This is a genomic window from Flavobacterium macacae (assembly GCF_003865365.1).
GTDB classification, from domain to species: domain Bacteria; phylum Bacteroidota; class Bacteroidia; order Flavobacteriales; family Flavobacteriaceae; genus Flavobacterium; species Flavobacterium macacae.
This window is the reverse complement of the sequence record NZ_RQVR01000010.1, coordinates 53,250-74,231: the sequence shown is the minus strand read 5'-3', so window position 1 is coordinate 74,231 and position 20,982 is coordinate 53,250. Positions and strand designations below refer to the sequence as shown.

Annotated in this window: 14 protein-coding genes; 12 read left to right on the top strand and 2 right to left on the bottom strand. The window is 34.4% G+C overall.

The genetic code is table 11. The features are described from left to right. Positions 1-503 precede the first annotated feature (503 nt). The 12 genes from EG849_RS09775 (at position 504) to EG849_RS09720 (ending at position 13,942) form a co-directional block, all read left to right on the top strand. Positions 504-737 carry a helix-turn-helix domain-containing protein gene (locus EG849_RS09775; RefSeq protein ID WP_125012903.1) on the top strand — a complete coding sequence of 78 codons (234 nt, stop codon included), beginning with the start codon at positions 504-506 and terminating at the stop codon, positions 735-737. Between the two features lie 80 nt (positions 738-817). Continuing rightward, positions 818-1,333, top strand: a complete 516-nt coding sequence (locus EG849_RS09770) for a hypothetical protein (RefSeq protein ID WP_125012902.1) — start codon at positions 818-820, stop codon at positions 1,331-1,333. 164 nt (positions 1,334-1,497) lie between these two features. Continuing rightward, entirely contained in the window at positions 1,498-2,382 is an 885-nt protein-coding gene (locus EG849_RS09765) for a type I restriction enzyme HsdR N-terminal domain-containing protein (protein WP_125012901.1), read from the top strand. Positions 2,383-2,401: 19 nt separating this feature from the next. Further along, positions 2,402-2,848 (top strand): hypothetical protein, encoded by a 447-nt coding sequence (locus tag EG849_RS09760; RefSeq protein ID WP_125012900.1) that lies wholly within the window; start codon positions 2,402-2,404, stop codon positions 2,846-2,848. Between the two features lie 203 nt (positions 2,849-3,051). Further along, the gene (locus tag EG849_RS09755; protein WP_125012899.1) at positions 3,052-3,459 is read left to right on the top strand and encodes a GNAT family N-acetyltransferase; all 408 of its coding nucleotides are present in this window, start codon (positions 3,052-3,054) and stop codon (positions 3,457-3,459) included. Between the two features lie 239 nt (positions 3,460-3,698). Further along, positions 3,699-4,622 carry a hypothetical protein gene (locus tag EG849_RS09750; RefSeq protein WP_125012898.1) on the top strand — a complete coding sequence of 308 codons (924 nt, stop codon included), beginning with the start codon at positions 3,699-3,701 and terminating at the stop codon, positions 4,620-4,622. Positions 4,623-4,697: 75 nt separating this feature from the next. Beyond that, complete coding sequence (locus tag EG849_RS09745) at positions 4,698-5,297, top strand: GIY-YIG nuclease family protein (RefSeq protein WP_125012897.1); 600 nt, start codon at positions 4,698-4,700, stop codon at positions 5,295-5,297. Between the two features lie 156 nt (positions 5,298-5,453). Next, a complete protein-coding gene (locus EG849_RS09740; protein ID WP_125012896.1) occupies positions 5,454-6,302 on the top strand; it encodes an RES domain-containing protein in 849 nt (282 codons plus the stop codon). A gap of 160 nt (positions 6,303-6,462) precedes the next feature. Beyond that, positions 6,463-7,125: a hypothetical protein gene (locus EG849_RS09735; protein ID WP_125012895.1), complete on the top strand. Its 663-nt coding sequence runs from the start codon at positions 6,463-6,465 to the stop codon at positions 7,123-7,125. Between the two features lie 126 nt (positions 7,126-7,251). Next, positions 7,252-8,328: a topoisomerase II gene (locus EG849_RS09730; protein WP_125012894.1), complete on the top strand. Its 1,077-nt coding sequence runs from the start codon at positions 7,252-7,254 to the stop codon at positions 8,326-8,328. Positions 8,329-8,785: 457 nt separating this feature from the next. Continuing rightward, a complete protein-coding gene (locus EG849_RS09725) occupies positions 8,786-12,697 on the top strand; it encodes an N-6 DNA methylase (RefSeq protein ID WP_125012893.1) in 3,912 nt (1,303 codons plus the stop codon). A gap of 225 nt (positions 12,698-12,922) precedes the next feature. After that, on the top strand, positions 12,923-13,942 hold the full coding sequence (locus EG849_RS09720) for a hypothetical protein (RefSeq protein WP_125012892.1): 1,020 nt from the start codon (positions 12,923-12,925) through the stop codon (positions 13,940-13,942). On the opposite strand, the gene EG849_RS09715 is transcribed toward EG849_RS09720, so the two are convergent. Beyond that, a complete protein-coding gene (locus EG849_RS09715) occupies positions 13,929-14,630 on the bottom strand; it encodes a hypothetical protein (RefSeq protein WP_125012891.1) in 702 nt (233 codons plus the stop codon). The two genes, EG849_RS09720 and EG849_RS09715, sit on opposite strands and share 14 nt — an antisense overlap. Next, positions 14,587-20,850, bottom strand: a complete 6,264-nt coding sequence (locus EG849_RS09710; RefSeq protein ID WP_125012890.1) for a P-loop NTPase family protein — start codon at positions 20,848-20,850, stop codon at positions 14,587-14,589. The genes EG849_RS09715 and EG849_RS09710 overlap by 44 nt, the downstream gene beginning before the upstream one ends. Between the last annotated feature and the right edge of the window lie 132 nt (positions 20,851-20,982).

Here is a 20,982-nt window from a genome sequence, read left to right as displayed (position 1 = left end):
GAATAGTTAATAGTTATTTGAAATTTCTGTTGGCTACGGTCCTCTATACAGTTGTCCAGACAGGTAGAGGGCCATTTTTTTTGTTATATATCATCCTTTCGGATAAATATGTTGGACCATTCAGTCCAAGGGATTCAAGTTTTTGCGGTCAGGTATGTTTCATAGGCACGCTGTTTGGTTAAACAATTCGCGAGACTCTATAAAGCAGCTATGAATCGAGAGTTTGCAGAAATAAAAAGGCGCGGAACTCAGCTTAAACGACTTGAGGTACTGGTATACCCGCACACGAATAAGAGAGCCCACGCCAGTAGAGCGTGAGCATCATACTTATCATCCCGTGTGCAAAAATTACCAGTTTTCAAGTCGGGATTCAAAGCGAATGCTTCAGATATTTTATGTGAAGTATCGCAAAGATATATTTATTGCGTCAAATATATAACATTAAATGTAAAAGACACAAATTTGTGTCCTTTATTTTTTGCATGATTATTGACCTTTAGCATGTGAAAACAGATGAAGAAAATAAATTTTTAAGATCAGTAGGTGTAAGGATAAGAAGTGAAAGAGAAAAGCTTGGTATTTCTCAAGAAGCGTTAGGTCTTGAGGTCGGACTTTCGAAAAATCAAGTTGGAAGAATTGAAAGAGCTCAACATGCGACATCTGTACTTATTCTGCATAGAATGGCGATTTTTTTTGAGATAGATATTAAAACTTTTTTCGTCTTTGAATATGCCTAAGTAACTTTTTCTTACTTACAAGTAGTTACGTATATTTGCGAGTTACCAGCAATTTTAAACACTGTATAATCTTCACAAATATGGAACACATTCAACTATTTAAAAACAAACTGAATCGACAAGTTGGGCAGAATGAAAATATCACATTTGATTTCTTTATTGCATTTTCAAGAATGGAATTCGCTCTGAAACACACTGGATATGCGACAGGTGACAGAAGAAGAAACGCAATGGCTGATTGGGATAGATTTGGAGAAGATAACAACGAAGTTTTCCAAGAAAAATTGAAAAATCCCGAAAACAAACTTTTAATTGAAGCTGCAAACTATTTATTTGTATCGCCTCCAAAAAAACTGAAATTCAGAAATAATGAACTAAGTTGGGAAAATCGACCACCAATTGGAAATAAATCCTTAAAAGAAATGTTGTTGATTATTAGAGCAATTAGAAATAACTTATTTCATGGAAGTAAAAGACTTGCTATAGTTGAAGAATCCAGAAATAGAGATTTATTAAACTTTGGACTTATCATTCTTAATGAATGTTTGAATATTGACCAAAATGTTAGACAAAAATTCTTAGATGATTTAGGCTAACTATAAAACACTGCTGGTAACAGTGAATTTGCGTGATTGTTGTTTTGTGATAGAACTTCATTTCTTTTTCATAATTTCGTTTATCCAGTCGAAAGTATGCAGGTCAATTTTTCGCAACTCCTACGAAGCTACAGGACGTTAGCGGAAATCACAAATCGTTTAAAATGCAATTTACACCCTTATTTAATATTTTAGAGAATTTCGATTTTGACTTATTGAACCATCCTGATTTTAAAGAAGATTCTGTAAGAGAAGAAATCATCTTACCAATAATTAAAAACTTAGGATATTCAGCAAGCCAGCCCAATCAAATAATTCGTAGCAGAAATCTAACCCATCCATATGTCTCAATAGGCTCACAAAGAAAAAAGATCTATATAATTCCAGATTATATATTTGAAATAAATGGAAAGCCTGGTTGGATTTTGGATGCCAAATCTCCTTCTGAATCAACGATAAATTCAATTCATGTTGAGCAAGCATATTCCTATGCTATACATAGTGAAGTTAGAGTAAATTATTTTGCCTTATGTAATGGAATCTATTTTACTCTTTATAGCATAAGTAAAAGTGAACCGCTTTTACATTTTCCAGTTAGAGCTATTCCTGGTTACTGGTCACAGATTAGAGAGTTTCTAAGTCCGGAGAATATTTTTAAAAATGCTGAAAATATTATTAAAAAGGATTTTGGGTTACATCTAAAACGTTTAGGCTTTGATCAATTTGAAGAAATGATATTTCCTCAAGTTCCAATTTTCCATATTGGACAATTGGATCCAAATGAATTTACTATGTCTGCGGGAGTTACTGTTGAAAGTGAAACTTATATTGCGACCTTTGATTTTGAGGAAAAGCAATTTGAACAATTAATAGACAAAATTCCAACAGAAGCAATTGATAAATTATCTATCCGCACTGATGGCTCAAGACAAGTCGTTAAGTTTGCAGATCGAATTTATTTTGTCAATATAAATGCTAAAGTTGGTGACAAAATGGAAGAAAATCAGCAAGAGATTTTTTTACCACTTAGAGTAAACAAATTTATATAGGAAATTAACAGCAATAATTATGAATACTACTCCAAAAATCACTTCAATAATAATTATTTTTCTGTTGTTGTGCATATCATGTAAATCCCAAACAATTATTACTAAAGTATCATACATTTCAGCTGGGATGGGCGGTTATGAAATTGTTCAAGTAACGAAGGATTCGGTTATTGGAAAGATAGTAAATAGGCGAAAAAAAATATTTATTAATGAGAAAACACAAAAGAAGTTTTGGAATTCATTAATCCAGTCAATGACAGTAACCGAATTTCAGGAAGTGAAACCGCTAAAGAGAGTTCAGGATCATGACGAGGAAAACACTACAATAAAGATTGAAACTACACAAGGAAACTATTCGTTACTAAATGGAGATTTTGATCCAATAAAAAATAAAAAAGTTTTACAATTCGTTGAAATTTTGCAAGCAGAATTGAATAGAATCTATTTAGAAGAAAAGGACAAATAAACCTGCTGGCAACAGCGGTTTTGTTTGACTGCTGTTTCAGTTGTAAAAGTTCGTTCCTTTTTTTAATAACTTCGTTTTGTCCAGCGGAGAGTATGCAATACTAATTTCCGCGATGAGCTTCAAGCCGCAGGATGTTAGCGGTAACAAACATCTATATACAAATTAAAAAATGTAATCCATTTTGAGAAATAAACGTGAAAAAAATGATTGATTTATCAAAATTGAAGATTAAAAAAACAAATGAACTTAGTTGGGAGATTACTGTAGAAAAAGAAATAAAACTACCTAAATATCTTGATGGCAGTAAGGTTATCTCTGAAAAGGTTGAATTTGTTTATTATAAAGATAAAAAAGGTAATTACTGGCTTGCCAATTGTAATGTTCCTGAAGAATATCAAAAACAAGGTATTGGCAGGATGATGATAAAAAGTGCTATTGAAGAATATGGACAAGTTTACTTTTCTAATGCTGATAGATTAGATTTTAATATAAGATATCCAAATCATGGATACGATTCTAGGTATCTAACCGAACAAGGTGAAGCGATGGTTAAATCTCTAATAAGAATGAAAGATATTCCAAGTGAGTGGTTTAGGTTTCCAGAAATTTAAAACAATACAATTAAATTTGTGCTTAACAAAATAGCAAACCTTATAACTTGGAATGTTTTGAAAAATAAGTTCGAGTATAACAAAAAATGACCAGCCGCTAATAGCGGATTTGCGCGATTGATGTTTGTGGCAGATTTCGTTGCTTTTTTCATAACTTAGTTTCCTACAGCGGTGCTTAAGCAGTTTAAATTTCTGCAACAGATGCAAAGCCACAGGACATTATACAATAATCTAACAAAATGAGTAAAATTGAAAGTCATTCAGTTTTTGGACATTATTCTCAAACTGAAAATAGAGTTACTGCCGCTCTATTACAAATCCTTAAAATGGGAGGAACAGAATTTATAGGAAAAGTAATTTCGGAATTAGATGATATTGAATTTCCTTCTAGCGAAATTAATATTGTAACTCAGGAAAAAGAAAATAAAAATGTCTACGACGGTTTATTAGAATGTAACTTTTCTTTTAGAGTTCTTGTAGAAAGCAAGATTAAGCAAGAAACGATTAATGTAAGACAATTGGAAGGTTTAATTGATAATGCAAAAAACCCGAATGATTACATCTTATTTATTTCACCAGAAAACAAAAAACCCGAAATTTTGAATAGTTACTCGAATAAAATCTATTGGGCAAATTGGAAAGGAATTCTAGGAATATTAAAAGACCTTAATCCTAAAAGTGAACCGCTAAATTTTTTAATTTTAGAATTTGAAAAATATTTAGATTTCCTAAATCTGTTAGAAGTGGTAACTGATGATGAAAGAGTTCAAATAGCTGCAGGTTCATGGGGAGAGCCAGTAGCTCTGAAATATAATTTTTATGCTTGCCAAAATAACAGGACTATAAAGAAGAGTAGATTTCTTGCTTTTTACAATAATCGAGGAATTCACACGATATTTGAAATACTCGGAGATCCAAAAAATAATGTGAATTTATTAAAATCTACCGATCCTGATGTAATTAATTATTTGCATGAAAATGAACCTAATTATCCATCTAATGAAGAAAGGCAATTTTATAAATTAAAATTATATAACGGTAATTTGGACATAGGACATTTTGGGAAAAATAAAAAAGGGAAAAAAACAGCTTACACAATGGGAGTCTTTAGATATACTACAATTGACAGGATATTGAAGGCTAGAACAACCGAGGAAATTTAATTACTGGTTACAACGGAGACTTGAAGGACTTTGCCAGCATACGGAATTGCCAATTCAGAAAACTTACGCAACACGATGAACTTTGAAAAACACTTAATCGAGGCAATACAGAAAGAAAGGGTATTACAAAATGATTTTGCCAATCTTGTAGATAAGTTTGAAGATAAAATTTCCAATTTTGATTTTGAAAGAAATTCAATATTAATTGATGATTATTTTAGTTTTGGGAACGGTCAAAGAAATATTTTAAAAAAACTTATTGCAGAAAATAAAGTCACTGAAGCAAACTGCAGAAAATACGAAACAAAAGATAAGAATATTAAGTATGATTTTAAAGGGATATACTTCTTCTTGCTTGACAGTAAACCTTTTTATGTCGGAATATCAAAAGGAGTAATTGGGCGAATCTGTCAGCATCTGAAAGGAAAAAATCACAATACATCTTCACTAGCCTACAAGTTGGGTTTATTACGATATGAATACCTCAATGGGGAAAAATATTCGGGAAGCCGAAAAGAATTAAATTTCGTATCTGAAGTCGAACCGGTGAAAGATTTTCTAAAAAAGCAAAGAATAGCTTGGATAAATATTGAAAACGACGAAGAATTATATTTGTTTGAAATTTTCTGCTCTATGAAATTTAAGACAATTTTAAACAGCTTCGAAACTCACTAATTAACGCAACCACCAGAAACTATCTCGGTCTAAGGGCCAGTGATTTATAAGATTTAATTATAATTTTCTAACTTCGTACAATCTTACCGAGCGAACTCAGATGCAATTTCTGCTATGGTCGCAAAGCCTGAGGAGGTTAATTGTAATGATAAATAAATGAGCGTAGAAGAAATCAACCAAATTATTGATTCCATTGAAAACATATCGGAGAATGATGAAAACGCCTATGAAAAAATTATTTTTCAGCTATTAAAAATCAAGAGATTTCCGGTTCTAATTTATGAACTTCCCCACGGTCATTTCTTATTTCGAAGTCGAACCCACGATAACGAAGATTTTTTTACATCTATAAACGATATTTCAATAACCCCTAATAACCTTATCCATTCTTTTGGGAGGTGTAATCGACCACATCAATCTAAATTTTATGTGTCTGAAAATAGGCCAACTTCATTTATGGAACTTGCAGAATATTGGGCAGTGAATAAAAATGTGGGCGACAAAATTAATGTAACAATTGGTCGTTGGCAAATTCTCAAACCGCTTAATTGTATTATAATAACTACCCCTGATCTGGAAGAGAGAATTTCTGCTTATGATATTGATAATGGAGAAATTTTAGATTCGTTTATTGAAAAATCTGATGAAGATATTAGAGAGGCTACAAAACAAGTTTACAGATACTTTTTCGAAAAATTTAGGAAATCATCAAAAAATGATTTGAAAAATTATCTTGTAACTGCCGCTATTACAAATGTCTGTTTAACAGTTGCCAATGATAATGCAGATTGTATTCAATATCCAAGCGTTCCTTTTGGTGGAGAAGGAGATAATTTTGCAATAAATAGAGATTTCATTACTGACGAGAACATTAAGTTAATTGGAGCAATAATGAATGAATTAACTATTGTGTCTGAAAATGAGAATGGCACATTTAACTTTGAACAAACGAAAAATATCTCCACAGATAATATCGACTACAACAACCGAACAATAATATGGTAGCAATAGCTAAAGCTTACAGCAACTTGCGCTATTGTTCTAAAAGTTACAGAATTAAATTATATTTTCTAACTTCGTGCAGTTTTGCCAAAGAGACTAAGTGCCAATTTACGCAACATGCGAAAGCCGCAAAATCTTAGTAGCAACGATAACTCATTTATCAATGACAACAAAAATAATTTCTGAAATATCTCAAAAGCAAGTAAACCAAATCATAAAGCTGGTTGAAGATGATGCAAATTTGATAAGCATAAATGTCTTTAATAAACAAAGTCCCATTTATGATTATCTTAAAGTAAGAGAATGTGAAAAATGTAAAATATATCTTTCTAGAGTTGGAACTTTTGGTCTTAATGCAACTAATTTAATAATTACAGAAGATTCAAATGAGGATTTGACCGGATTTATTCTGTACCATAATGTAATAAATAAGCCAAGAGATATTGCAATTATTTCTACAATTGTTTCTAAATCTCAGCGCAAAAAAGGCATCCTGAGAAATATGATAAATATTTTAAAAAGTAAACATGATAGTATTTCATTAAGCTGCTTTACAGACACTGTTGAAATTTACACTAGATTAGATTTTAAGCCTGCATTACAATGGGAGACTCAAATTGGCATGTACTATGGATACATGGATGATGGTCAGATTGTTACAATTGACGATAATGATCTAAATCAGTTTCCTTCCGTTAAGAAAGCCTTCCAAGATTTTCAAAGTAACAATATTAATACCTGGGAGAATATAATAGATAAATTGAACAGTGACAATGGTGCTGAAGAGCTTAGGGCTCTCAATTTTATGAAACATTTTACTAATTGACAGGACGCCAATTATAGATTTAATTTATAATATTCCGACCTCGTAATCTTGCTGGAGGGACTCAGTTCCAACTTTGCGCAACTATTGCAGTCCAAAAAAAATTAATAACAATCTTAATAATAAATTGTGAAATCAGAAAAAGCAAAGGAGTCGGTATATTTTGAAAAAATTGAAAGTGAAATTACAGATGAACTTAACAAGATACTTCCCGCAGTATTAAAAGATTATTCTGAAATTAAAGGTTATGCTGCCTCACTTTCTTCACTTCACGGAACAATTAGTTTAAATAAAGCCGAAAATCTTGACATGGTACGTGGAAAGTGGATGACATACGAAGATTATATTGCGGACTGGTTATCAGGATTAAAAGATTCAATTGAAAGTGGCAGACCAAATATGATGCAGAAAATGTTCAAGATTGAATCCATTCGCGGATATGTCCTTCTCTTTTTAGAGCGAGATTTTTACAGGCATTATAACATTAGAATTAAAGATAAGCCTCAAGAAAATTTATGGTCGATTTGGTTTGGATCCGAAATTTTATTCTGGGGTTTATTGATTGCACCTAGATTTTACGATGATAGCTGGCAAAATAAGCCAGGACGAATCAGAAAAGTTGATTTTGGCTATTGGACTATTGGTCATGTTTTACAAACAGGTTTAGTAGATCCAGAAAATAATGCAATATTTGAATTCCGTGATCTTGACGATCTTTTAATGTTTTACGAATCTATTCTTAAAAGAGTCTCAAATTCAATTTATGAAAAGCAAGTTTTCGCGTTTTATGCTGAATACATAAGGAAATCAGCAGAACCTTTAACGGAACCTTTCCTTATTCCTGAATTTCGCTATGAAGGAATTAAACAGAAGCACAAATATAGATTAGATTTCACAATCTTAAATTGTCACACCGGCGAACGGATTGGTTTTGAACTAAGCCCTCAATCAACACATATGGCGATTTCTGGCATAAGAACAAAAACACAAGTCGAGATGAATAAGGACTTAGCTGTAAAATGGGGGCGTGAAATGGAAAAAAGGAATGAATATTTTCAACAATACGGTATAACAACAATAACTTTTACCGATGAAAATCTTTTAGAAATGAGAAACTGTTTTAAAGCAATGGAATATTTTCTTTCAAAGAGAAAGCCTGAACGTAAAAGTGTTGATGAATTAATTAAAGAGATCATATTATTATAAAAAAATCAATGTTAAAAGGTATTGCGCATTACTTACAAAGTTGAATTATAATTGCATGACTCCAAAAGTAACGCCGGGCAAAATAAGTTTTAATTTCCGATGACATATTATAGTCAGAGGACGCTTTACATAAAATCAAAAATATTTTTAGCATGATAAATGAATTTTTTGATTAAAAAAAGGGAGCCAAACTCTTTAAGGCATTTAAGATAGCTAGATATCAGGAAAAAATATAATTTCGTCAATAATTGTTTATACAATAAGGAGATTCAACTCTTATGATGTGACTAACAAGTACTTTCTAAAAAATTTTGTTAACATGAGTAGAGGACCTACAGGTAAATAAAGAACTGCGACTCCACATTTCTCAATAATTTTGCCACCCTGTCTTTTTAACTTTTAGTATTTCCGAAACTGAAACCGTATATTTATAGCCGAAACAAAACAAGCTAATTCGGTGATCGATAAACATAATTTTAAAGAAGTTTTAAAACAACTTGATTTTTCAGTAAAAGGGAACATATGGCATAAGGATTTTCCTAACATAGATGCGTATCTAAAAGTCGACTTTAAAAGTGAAAAATTAATTTACCCCACAGATAAAGGTTTTGTGGTGAGCGGTACATTTACTTCAAGTTTTACACAAAAAGAAAATTTTATTGTATTCGAGTGCATCCACAGGCTTTTTGCTCAAGGTTACAAACCAGAGCACATTGAACTTGAGCCGAGATGGATTGTGGGGCATGGTGCAAGTGGTGGTAGGGCAGATGTAATGGTAAGGGACAATACTGGTAAATCATTATTGCTTATTGAGTGTAAAACTCCAGGTAGGGAATTTGATGAGGAGTGGAAAAAAACCCTAAACAATGGAGGACAAATTTTCTCCTACGCTAAACAGGCTGGAAGCACACAATTTGTTGTACTATATACCGCAGATTTAGTAGATGAATATCTTTTGCACAATTATTATTTAATAACTCTTAAAGACAACGAAAAGCTTCTGGAAGAGCTTTCAGATGGAAAGGCGGAACCGTTATCATATGCACAAGCTAAGCTTTTGGATAAAGAAGATATTCATCTCGCCTGGAAAGAGACCTATGCATTAGACTATTCTACTAAAGGCCTATTCGAAATCGATATATCTCCATACGAAATAGGTAAGACAAAATATTCCCTTGCGGATCTTAATGCTATTAATAGCAGAGATATACAAGGTAAATATCATCAATTTGCTACGATTCTTCGCCAACATAATGTTTCAGGTAGGGAAAACGCTTTTGATAAACTAGTTAACCTTTTTTTATGCAAAATTGTTGACGAGACTAATAATCCAGATGAACTGAAATTCTACTGGAAAGGAATTGCGTACGACACACCATTTGATTTAGTTGACAGATTACAAAAATTATATCAGGAAGGGATGCAACGTTTTTTAGGTGAAGATGTTGTTTACGTTAGTACCAACCAGATTGAAGACGCATTTAGATTTTTCAAGAAGGATCCCGACGCAACAAGGGAAACTATAAAGAAATTTTTCAAAGAACTGAAATTTTATAATAATAATGATTTTGGTTTTATTGATGTGCATAATGAAAAACTATTTCATCAAAATATCCAAGTGTTAATTTCTATAATTAAGATGCTACAAGACGTCAAGCTAAAATCCGAGGAAGGACACCAATTCCTGGGAGATATGTTTGAGGGGTTTCTCGATCAAGGCGTAAAGCAATCTGAAGGCCAATTTTTCACTCCAATTCCGATAGTGAAATTTATATTGAAATCTTTGCCATTAGAACAAATAATGACAGACAGTGACCAAATTCCCAAAGTCATTGACTACGCCTGTGGTGCGGGACATTTCTTAAATGAGTACGCTCAGGAAATCAAAAGCATAGTTGGAACTATTCCAGATGCAGAAATATCAAATTATTATTCGAGTTCTTTGGGAATAGAGAAAGAGTATCGTCTTTCTAAAGTTGCAAAAGTTTCTGCTTTTATGTACGGCCAGGATGATATTAAGATTGTTTATGGTGATGCACTTGCTACTTTGCCAAATGTCAAAGATGGGGAATATTCAGTACTTATTGCTAATCCACCATACAGCGTAAAGGGTTTCTTAGAAACTCTGCCTGAACCGGATCGTAAAAAATTTCAGTTAATTCAGACTATATCTGATAAGAGCTATTCAAATAACAACAGTATTGAAACATTTTTTATTGAACGTGCGAAGCAGCTGCTGAAACCTGATGGAGTGGCAGCGATAATTGTCCCTGCCTCTATATTAACAAAAGGTAAATCGAAGAGCACTTCAAGATCAACAAACATTTATACTGCAACGAGAGAAATTATTATCAGCTATTTTGACATTGTTGCAATTTCAGCATTTGGAAAAGGAACTTTCGGAAAAACAGGGACAAATACTGTAACTCTATTTCTAAGAAGAAAAAAGGAAAACCCTGCCCCTTCATTGCATTTTAAAAATAGGGTTGACTTATGGTTTAAGGGTGAAACTATTGAAGATAATATTTTTGAAGACGGACATTATATTAAGAATTATTGCATTTATTTAGAATTAGACTTTGAGGATTATTTAGAATTCTTGCGTGGGAAAATAAATAAACAACTTCGTGATACAGATTTATTTAAGGAATATTCAAAAGAATTTAATAATTGGGCAGATCTAAAAAATAGGATACGACAAAGCACGTTCAGAGCTTTATCAAAAAGTCAGCAACAGGATGAATTAGATATACGCTTTTTTCATTATGTATGTGAATGTGAGAAGGACAAGTTATACTTTTATATTTTAGCGAGCTTGAATCCTCAGGATGTCTTAATCATTAAGAGCCCGACTAAAACAACAGAAATAAAGGAATTTTTAGGATATGAATGGAGTAGTGCAAAAGGTAATGAAGGGATCAAATACATTGGAGATGTAACAGTAACAGATTTAAGTAATATTGAGGATGTCGACGATGCGGAGGAGGGAAACATTATAATTGAGGAAGATGACAAAAGGGTTTTAAACAATATTTTTAATTTAAATAATATTGACACACCTTTATATGATCCTCAAGATACCGACAATTCTGAAAAGATTAATTTTTTGATCTCGCAAAACTATGAAGGTACTAATTTTAAAATTTCTGACGATTTAAAAGATTATGTCACTACTTCGTCATTAATAGAAATGATTGATTTTAAAAAGGTTGACTTTAATAAATCGATAACCTTGACACCTAAGACGACATATAACTTTGAATCCAAATGGCCACTTACCAAGTTAGGTATGATTTCAGATCTGAACCCTTCAAAAACCCAATTACGAGACCTTGATAAAGATACCCTGATTAGCTTCATTGATATGGCCTCAATAAGTGACAATGGCTTTATAATCAAAACAGAGCAAAAGCGATATGCGGATGTAAAGGGTGGAGGATATACGTATTTCCAGGAGGGCGATATTTTAATTGCAAAGATTACTCCGTGTATGGAAAATGGAAAATGTGCTGTAGCTATTAATCTACCCTCGAAAATTGGATTTGGCAGCTCGGAATTTCACGTGATTAGGTGTAATGATTTAAATCAACGTGATTACATTTTTGCACTGCTTAATAATTCATATATACGGAAGGTTGCCGAACAAAATATGACGGGATCCAGCGGACATAGGAGGGTTCCAGAAGATTTTTATAGTGATCTCAAAATTCCAATTCCGGACCCACCAACGCAAAAGCAAATTATTAAAGAGTTCAGTCATCTACAAGAACAGTATATTTTGTCAGTTAATACAATTGAACAGGAGAGAGTGAAGCTAAACATGATTTTTGAAGATGCTCATTCGAAATCGGATAAGGTATTTAAGCTAAATGACGAAGAATATTTCAAAATTTCTATTGGTAAACGTATCCTAAAGAGAGAACTTAATAAAAACAATGAAGGCATCGATGTATACAGCGCTAATGTCTTTGAACCTTTTGGTAAGATCAATAAGAATTTACTTGAAGGCTTCAACACACCTTCAGTAATATGGGGAATCGATGGCGACTGGATGGTTAACTGTATTCCGGCTAATAGTCCATTTTATCCTACGGATCATTGTGGGGTGCTACGTGTAAAGAAGGATGATGTCCACCCTAAGTATCTTGCATGGGCACTTGGGGTTGAAGGTGAACGTGTTCAATTCTCCAGGACTAATCGTGCATCAATGGATAGCATTAGAGCACTTTCAATTAGGGTTCCGTCCAAAGCCATACAGAAAAAACTTATTATAGAAGTTGATGAAATTGAGCAAAGAATTTTAGAAGCACGATTATCGATCCAGAGAATCGAAAGTAGCAAAACTAAAATTTTAAATAAATATCTTTAGACACTCTAAATTTGGACAATAACGGTGTAGGGTGTTAGACAGGTAAAGATTCGTTTTGCCCCGGAATGATGCTACTTAAATATTAACGATAAATTTTCCAAGATTTTGTTGGTACATAATTTTGATTCGAAAACACTTGAAAAAATATATACTCTGCAGCAAGGTTTTTATATTAGTAATACTACCGACGGTAAGGTTATACTGTCCATAAAACCGGACACGGCCTTGCTAACGTCTTTGATCAAAGGTTGTCCAATTTTATTCACATTATACCGTAGCGCATCCAATATCAAGCTAATTATAGAAGATAATAAATCTTGTCCGTTTTTTTTTATTGGTAAAGGTTTCAGTGAAAAAAGTAACAGTTATGATAACTTTGAAAACATCGTAATTGAACTAGTAAAATCTGAAATCATTAGAGTTGTATATTTTAATGAAGCAAACTACCAGATATTCTGTATAGATTTGGTAAAGAAATCTTGCTATGATAATTTTAAAGAATGGCTGATAAGCAGTGAAGAACAGTTTATCATCAGAATTCAAAACAGAGATTGTTCGGACGAACCAAAAACTAATTACATCGATACCCTGCAGAACATAATTTGGAATGATAATCTGATTGATGAGAAGCCCTATTATAATTTTAATGAATATCTTAAGGATGGCAAGCATGGATATAACCAAGAATTTGCAATCAGGACAACGCTATCAAATTTTTTTACACCGAATGAAGAATTATTCTATTCAGAAAAAAAGACGAACAAGGAGGAACTGGCAGACTTTTTAATAGTTTACAAAAAGGCGATCATAATTATTGAATCAAAATTTACAATCAGTACAAAGCAAAACAAATTCAATGACGCAATCGTCAAGGCAATCTCACAATTAAATGAAGCGGAAAATATAATTTACGATAAGCCCGAAAAAATTCAAAATATTTTGATAAAGGACAGTTTGAAAGAATTGCAAGTTTGCCTAAAGATATGTCTTTTTAATAATGATGGACGAGATCTAGCTAAAGCTTTCAAAAATGTAGGAGCTAGTTATAATAAGGATCTACTTCCAATTTTTATTTCTGTTTCATCGTTTAATCAATATTTGGGATATTCAAAAATTCAGAACGAGCTACATTACAAGCAGAATATCATCCAAAATTTGATTTCAATTAGATATAAATTTAAAGATAAAGAACTCATTGTGATTGATGGGTTCAATTCCGAAATTGGAGCCGTTACTCTTTTGTAATAAGATCTCTTTCCAAAGATTCCAAAAGTTTAGTATTGATTTTAGAAAAATGCTTTAAAGATTCAATTCTATTTTTAATTTTCTCAATTTTTAAATTCTCCATAAAAGCAATGTTTGATTCATCGTCCTCAAGTTCCAAAATAGGTGTCCGTTCCAAGAGAATCCTTATTATTTTGCGGTCTGCATTATCGGTCAGCATTGATGAATTTTTCAACCATTCCTCGCTCAGATCAGTTTCTGAAACTTCTGTGGCTTTACCAAGAGAATACTCAATGCCTAAGCGTGCGATTTTGTCAAGCTCTATAGCAATGTCCAGCCACTCGCGTGAAGCCGCCCCTTTTTTTAATTTCTTCAGGTCATCATCCTTAAACCTGTCTACATAAAAAGATTTTTCCTTATCAGGATCTAGTTTCTGAAGCACTTCAAATAATAATTCGAAATTTTCAAGAGGTCTTGATCCACGTTGCATTGTCCATCGGTGTTTCCATAAAGCTAGAATAGTGTCAAAGCATTCCTTATCCAACTTAGCCTTTTGTTTACCAACTGCACTTTCAGCATTGGCCATCTTTTCAGCAATATAATGTGCCATCCACATTGACAGCATATCATCACCTGCTTTTAGCTTCAGTTGCTTTACAAATAACTTACCTAAGCTGAGTGCTTTTTTCTGTACTTCTAATTTTTCCATTTGATGATAGTATAAAGATTTTATATGCTGGTTCGCGATACTTATCCTCTTTTGAAGATCCGTGTCTGGTCTGTACATGATTTCTGCCAATTTGGACTTTGATTATAAGTTCACATTGAAGCGTTGCACAAAGGTATTTTAAAAAGGCCAGTGAACATTCAAGTACATTGCCTGACTGGTCGGCTTCCTCCCTGTTAGATTCCTGATAACTCTTCCATATCTTATTTATTATTGAAGGCTGGGATGATACCGGAGATAGCCATTGTTGCTCTACAGCACTATCAATTACTTTTAGTTTTTCTGCGATATTTTTGCCAATGGAATTTGGAGGGTAGGCTATTTCACCCGCCAATGGATCAAATTGATCAAGCTCTTTAGAGGTTTCTGGGCTTTTAATCCAGCCTGAGAGTATGAAAGGGGGTGAAATAATTTCAGAATCATTGTCCTTATACGAAGGTAGAATCATGTCATAAGAATTCTTAATAGTCGTAGACACATTTAAGAGTGAAGGCGAACCCTCTGATGATACCAGTGCTGACGAAATATGATAGGTTTCTTGCAGATAATGGTTTTTTTCTTGCCAGTCACCACTAACCTTAAGCCACAGGTTATCATCCTGCTTACTTTTAAGGCATTCTAAAAACTCATCTTCATTTATCTCCAACGGTACTGTAGCGAGTAGCGAATAATCAATTGTTATCCATGATGGTCTTTTAAGCGGTACTGGACTTCTTGCGTCAGATAACCATTTTCCGTCGGATCTTGTCAAAAGGTGCCTTGAAACCCATTCAAGCCACTCATCTTCGCAATAGTCTCTTTTAAATAGTACCGGCATGTTATCCAGTAAATCAGAAGCGACCATAAGCATTGAGTGGTAAGACAGGTAAAAGTCATAGCGGTCTATTTTGGGATAGCTTCCATGATCGTGATGGGTGTTGTTTTCACCATATGAATTATTCCAAAGTTCTACTCTTGGGTCGTTATTATAACCCCAGGCAACATTTCCCCATCTTTTATCAATAATCATTGCGGCCAGTTCCATTACTTGCTGTTCATGGACACCGAAAACCTCGCCTAAAGGTTTAAACCAGTAATGGTCAAAGTCCCAGCCAAAATGAAAGTCAATATCTTTCTTTACTTTACCTTTCGAGTGTAAATAACTATCAGTGGTGTAGTTATATTTTACATTCCTTAGCGGATATTTCGTTCTGCCGATGTTTTGTAAAGCATGTATGGCTTCATTGTCATAAGTTGCAATTGAGTTTTTGCAAATGTTTGTAGCAATATCTTTAGCGAATTTCTGGATAAGGATGTGTTTCCCTTCTAGCGCAAGTGCAGAGAACAGATCCGCATATTTTTCTAGAAGTTTGGTATCATCCATTGATATCCTCGAAAGGGCTATCAAAAAATATAACTTGGCATGTAAATCATAAAACGGGTATTTTTCAGCACCATATGCCCCGGCGTTATCATGACCATAGCATATAACCAACTCATCTAATATTTCAGTACAATTGAATTTCGCAAGGTTTAGTATATAGTGTGCAGCACCCCAACGGATCGAGGCCTGCGGCGATCCTAGAGACGACCATATGTAGTTGGCAATACTTTGATCTATACTTGCTATTGGACTAAGGGATTCGCTCCACGGGCCGTCCCCAAAATCTTCAGGGAGATGCATTTCAAAGCGTGATAAGGAATAATCCAGCAAGTTTCCTATTTCCTCTACATTGATGCGATTTGCCGCGGTAGCTACAAATCCGAAAAACATGTCTGCATTTGCAAATTCATTTCCGCTTGACAATCCTTCAAAAATTCCATCTTTTAAATGATATTCTAAGACAGCATCTAAGCCCATTGCAGTCTTAAAAGAATTATAATGATAGGACGTTGTTAACTCGTGAGCAAACATTTTTCCAAATTGTTTGATAATGAGGGGATACTTTTTCTTAGTACTGACTTTATTTCGCCAATCATCTGGCAATAACCTGAAAATTTCTTCGATATCATCTTGACTTAAAAAGCTCGAAGACAATAACAAGTCTACAAAGCCGGATATGTTTTCCCCTTCAACTTGAGATACGACCTTAGACCAAAAAACACTTAGGGGCACCCAGAATTTGCGATCTGAAATCTTTTCATGGAATAGTTTAATTGACTGCGATAGCCCATATGAGGTTTTTACATCAAAGTCTAAAAAAATATTTTGCCAATTGAATTTTACAAGATCACGCGTAGATTTAAATTTTGTTGGTTTTTCAGGATTGAAAATTTTTGTACCTCCAAGGGATTTCATGATAATCGATAGCTTTTCATTGGCGATGTGATGGTCTTTGGCATAATTGAAAATTTGTTTCCAGCGATCTAGATTTAAACCCTCAACTTCAAAGCGTGGAAGCAATTCATCAAAAATTAGCGTCTTGTCGGCATTGGAAATAGGCATCTTTAAACAGTTTCCAAGCAAACTAATGGTTTGGCTTTGGTCAAGAAATCTCGATAGTGATATTCCATTAGTTACGGATATCTTATTTGAGCTGATGAGCTCTACTATCATTCCTGAATGCAGCCATCCAAATCTTCCGACGCCCCTTTCTCTCCAACGGCTCAAAGTGGCGATTCCGGTAGGAGCAGACATCCTTATACATATATTGATTGCTTTACTTCGATCCCAATATTTTTCTCTAACGTTCACACCCACAAGTTCTGCTACCCTTATGAAGCGATAAGCCAATTCTTCACAAGCTTTATCAGACATCGCTGCCTGTTCTGCCAGAGAAGCCACGGCATCCCATCTTTGGATGATCTCATCTCCAAACTTTGATACGGCTTCAACGGCTTCTTCGAAATAGACACTCGCATCTTCAATTGAACTGACCAATATGGCGCGGGAGAGCATTATGAACCTATTTGCAATTTCATCCGGAGCGTCATCCGTTTTAGATTTTATCAGTTCATATGTGAAGATTTCTAATTCGTTGCGCAGCGTTTCAAGATGTGTTGAACGATGCGCAGATCTTGTTGCGGATATGAATCTACTCGTTTTTAGGCGCTTGTTATTTTTAAGAAACGTATCGAAGAATTGTTTTACGTGCGATTCATTGGAACTACTTGAAAGAACAAGAATTGACAAGCAGCATGATGCAATCTCCTCGGGCAATGAATCATAGCTTTTATAACGGCTTTTCAAGCCTTCATTTGACTTTTCATGCGCAATCTTGGCTGATTCAAGCAGATTATGGCAAGTACCGGAAATAACATTTATTCGCAACGTATACCAAGGTTCCAAGCCCATAATTATTTGCTCGAATTCTTTAATATTTTCAGCGTTTTCGTAATTTTTATCTTTCGATTTTAATTTGGATGGTAAAATATTTTCAATCGTCAGCTCTGTCGATTTAGAAATGAATGAGCGTAATGCCAGAGCTCTTAAAAATGTGTCACGCTCATTAGTGGAATGCGAGCTGTAAACCATTTGTGATGCTTCTTCAGCAACATAGAATTGTAAGGCCTTGAGTATTTTTTCATTAGGGAGCGTTCGATAAATACAAGCTTCTAGGAATGATAGAATGGAAGGGGTGATATTATCTTCGAATATTTGTTTGGGCAGCTTAATTCTGGTCCTCTGGTTGCTAAGCATTTCAAGGGCCTTTTCAAGAATATCATTGACAGGAAACTTTCCAATCTTTGCCAGTTCACTTGTAATGGCAACAAAGAAATAGATATTTTTTGTGCACTTGGACAGCATTTCGTCAATCAATTCGTATCGGCTGGTATCAATCAAACGAGAGGTTAAATTGGCCATTATCCTGAAAACAGCCAAGGGTGGCTTCAGCCGTGATAAGAATTTAAGGCATCCGTCTACACTATTAACGTTCAGGTGTGCATATGCTAGTTCAAGAATGTCACCATCCTCAAGTTTATTTTCGTTATTGTAATCCTTTTTGATTTTCTTTGCTTCAGTGAAGTAAATATCCAGCCAGTTGTCTGCAGCGCGTAAAAAGCCTCTCGACTCACCTCTATAATCCTCTATAGAAGATAAAAGGGATGCGCTGAAAATATTTTCCGAGCCGTTCCATTTTCCTTTGAGTAATCGTTTAAAGGCAATTTCTTTTACTTTTTCTTCGCTCTGTAATAAAACAAGAAGATCAATATTTTCCTGTAACAGTTTCAATTGGCGTTCGTCTCCTGCAACTTCTTCGCCCGCCCGCATTGCCAATTTTACGGCGTCATTATATTGCTTGAGTTTTAGGGATGCTTTGAAAGCAAATTGTAATCGATATACACGAACGTTTCTTGAATCGATCGGATTTTCATTTGGCAAATATTTATCTGACAATGCAATATCAATAAGTTTTGAATATTGCTCTGCCTGTAAATATAATTGTGGCAACATCAGGGCTGCATATGCTGAATTTTCTGCTAATGGTTCAAGGGCAGTGATATATTTTTTAAAATCAGCTGTCCTGGGACAGAATTTTTTCCTGAACCAGGTTTCGGTTGGCTCATCCCTGAATTGCACGGAATCATCAGATATCCATAACGGCCGCCCGATATCGGCGACAAAACTTTTTACCGAATCAATGTCAACGTTGGAAGCCTTTGCTAATATTTCAATCGGGATGTGTGGTGTCAGACTGGCCAGCCCTAGACAGATTGAATCAATGTGACTATGGAACTGTGTAGGCAAAATATCCTTCGTCTTTGATACGGCACGTTCCAATTGTAATTCTATTTGACTTTCAACGGTGCTTCCTGAGGGTCCAAGACTTGTAAGTAATGCGGATTCCGAAATGAATTTGGCATCTAATGCATTAGCTTGAACACGAGGATTGCCGTTAGTTAACCTATGAAATTCCATTGCATCCTGTTCGGTTGCATCTGGGTAATGGTTCTTTAAATTTTCTTCTGTTTCATCTTTAGAAAAAGGCTCAAGTTCAAACTTATCATTTGTACTTAATGGTTCTAATAAATCAATCCTTTCAGTTCTGCACAGAAAAACTATTTTACAACCAGGTGATAATTTTTCCCTTATCAATTCATGTGCAAAACAAATATCGCTGAATTCTCTTGCAGCCATCTCCGCATTATCTGCCGCGTCGATGATTATTACCAGATTTGCTGAATTTTCCGATTGTCGCAGTGAGTTTGCAGCGGAACCGATACGTTGAAGAAAATCCCTCATTATATCATTGTTCAGGGTTGTATCCATCACTAGCAGTGGGTCACATAATCCCTTTGTAGCAAGCTCATTGGCTATTTGTACTAACGCGGTCCGGTGCAAATGTCGTGTAGTGCTTCGGTTTCGATAGCTTCCCGCCCCAAAGCAATCATATGCTATTGCGAGCGACCCTCCGGAAAGTGATTTTACGAGCTGCCTCGTGAAGACAGATTTTCCCACGCCGCCAGCCGCATGTATTATAACCGGATTTACGGATGCTAAAATCTTGTTTTTTAAATCATTATGTTGCTCGCGTATGATCGTCTTGTCTATTTCTTCCCAGACAGTCTCGGCAGGATACAATTTCTTTTCAGAGGTAATTCCAAAACAGCGCAAGATATCTTCTTTTAAAACTGTTCCGTTAGAGTCAGGAAGCACCTTTTCCTGAATCAGCGAAGTAAGGCTTGCGAGATGTGAATTGTCTGTGGCACCCGTTATTAATTGATTTATTTCAACTTTTAATTCGTCTTTCTGTACATTGTAATCTCCTTCGCCGTCTTGAAAAACAAACTTGCAGCAAAATTTCTGAAGTTGGGGGCCAGATAGTTTGGTATATCTTATCAGCGTATTTAGAAAAGCTTTGTTGACAGATCTATTTTCCGCTACAGCAACTATACCGTCTTTTAAGGAATCGTCTATTTTTCTATTTGTTATTATCGTGAATTGGAAGTCAAAATTTTCCTTTTTTCTAGAGTGTTGAGTGTATCTTAAGGCAAAACCCTCCAGCGTTTTTTTAAAATCGCTTAACTTAAAGGGTTTTTCTTTTTGAACGGTCGAATGTTTAAGTTGATAGTAATTGATTTTTTCATTACCAACAATATTATCACTGTATTCCGCAACATCGATAACATATTCTCCTGCCTTATCCAAATCTGCAGAACCTTCAATAATTACTTTTTTTAAAGCAGAATTAGGCAGAACCAGCCCTAAGCATCTCCTTGCAGCCCAACGGTAGTGGAACACATCACCAGCCCTAGAATATCCAACCAGATCATTAGCCATTTTTATTTTTTTTAATGCGGTAAATATCGGAACTATTTACTTCATTAAAAAATTAGTGGCAGAGACAAAATTTGACGTTTTCGGAAGGACTATTATAATCAAATTAGAAGTGAAAATTTTGCAGTAACGTGG

Coding starts and splice junctions, on each gene's coding strand:
- EG849_RS09770 (WP_125012902.1), top strand. CDS start 818: ATGGAACACATTCAACTATTTAAAAACAAACTGAATCGACAAGTTGGG.
- EG849_RS09765 (WP_125012901.1), top strand. CDS start 1,498: ATGCAATTTACACCCTTATTTAATATTTTAGAGAATTTCGATTTTGAC.
- EG849_RS09760 (WP_125012900.1), top strand. CDS start 2,402: ATGAATACTACTCCAAAAATCACTTCAATAATAATTATTTTTCTGTTG.
- EG849_RS09755 (WP_125012899.1), top strand. CDS start 3,052: ATGATTGATTTATCAAAATTGAAGATTAAAAAAACAAATGAACTTAGT.
- EG849_RS09750 (WP_125012898.1), top strand. CDS start 3,699: ATGAGTAAAATTGAAAGTCATTCAGTTTTTGGACATTATTCTCAAACT.
- EG849_RS09745 (WP_125012897.1), top strand. CDS start 4,698: ATGAACTTTGAAAAACACTTAATCGAGGCAATACAGAAAGAAAGGGTA.
- EG849_RS09740 (WP_125012896.1), top strand. CDS start 5,454: ATGAGCGTAGAAGAAATCAACCAAATTATTGATTCCATTGAAAACATA.
- EG849_RS09735 (WP_125012895.1), top strand. CDS start 6,463: ATGACAACAAAAATAATTTCTGAAATATCTCAAAAGCAAGTAAACCAA.
- EG849_RS09715 (WP_125012891.1), bottom strand. CDS start 14,630: ATGGAAAAATTAGAAGTACAGAAAAAAGCACTCAGCTTAGGTAAGTTA.
- EG849_RS09710 (WP_125012890.1), bottom strand. CDS start 20,850: ATGGCTAATGATCTGGTTGGATATTCTAGGGCTGGTGATGTGTTCCAC.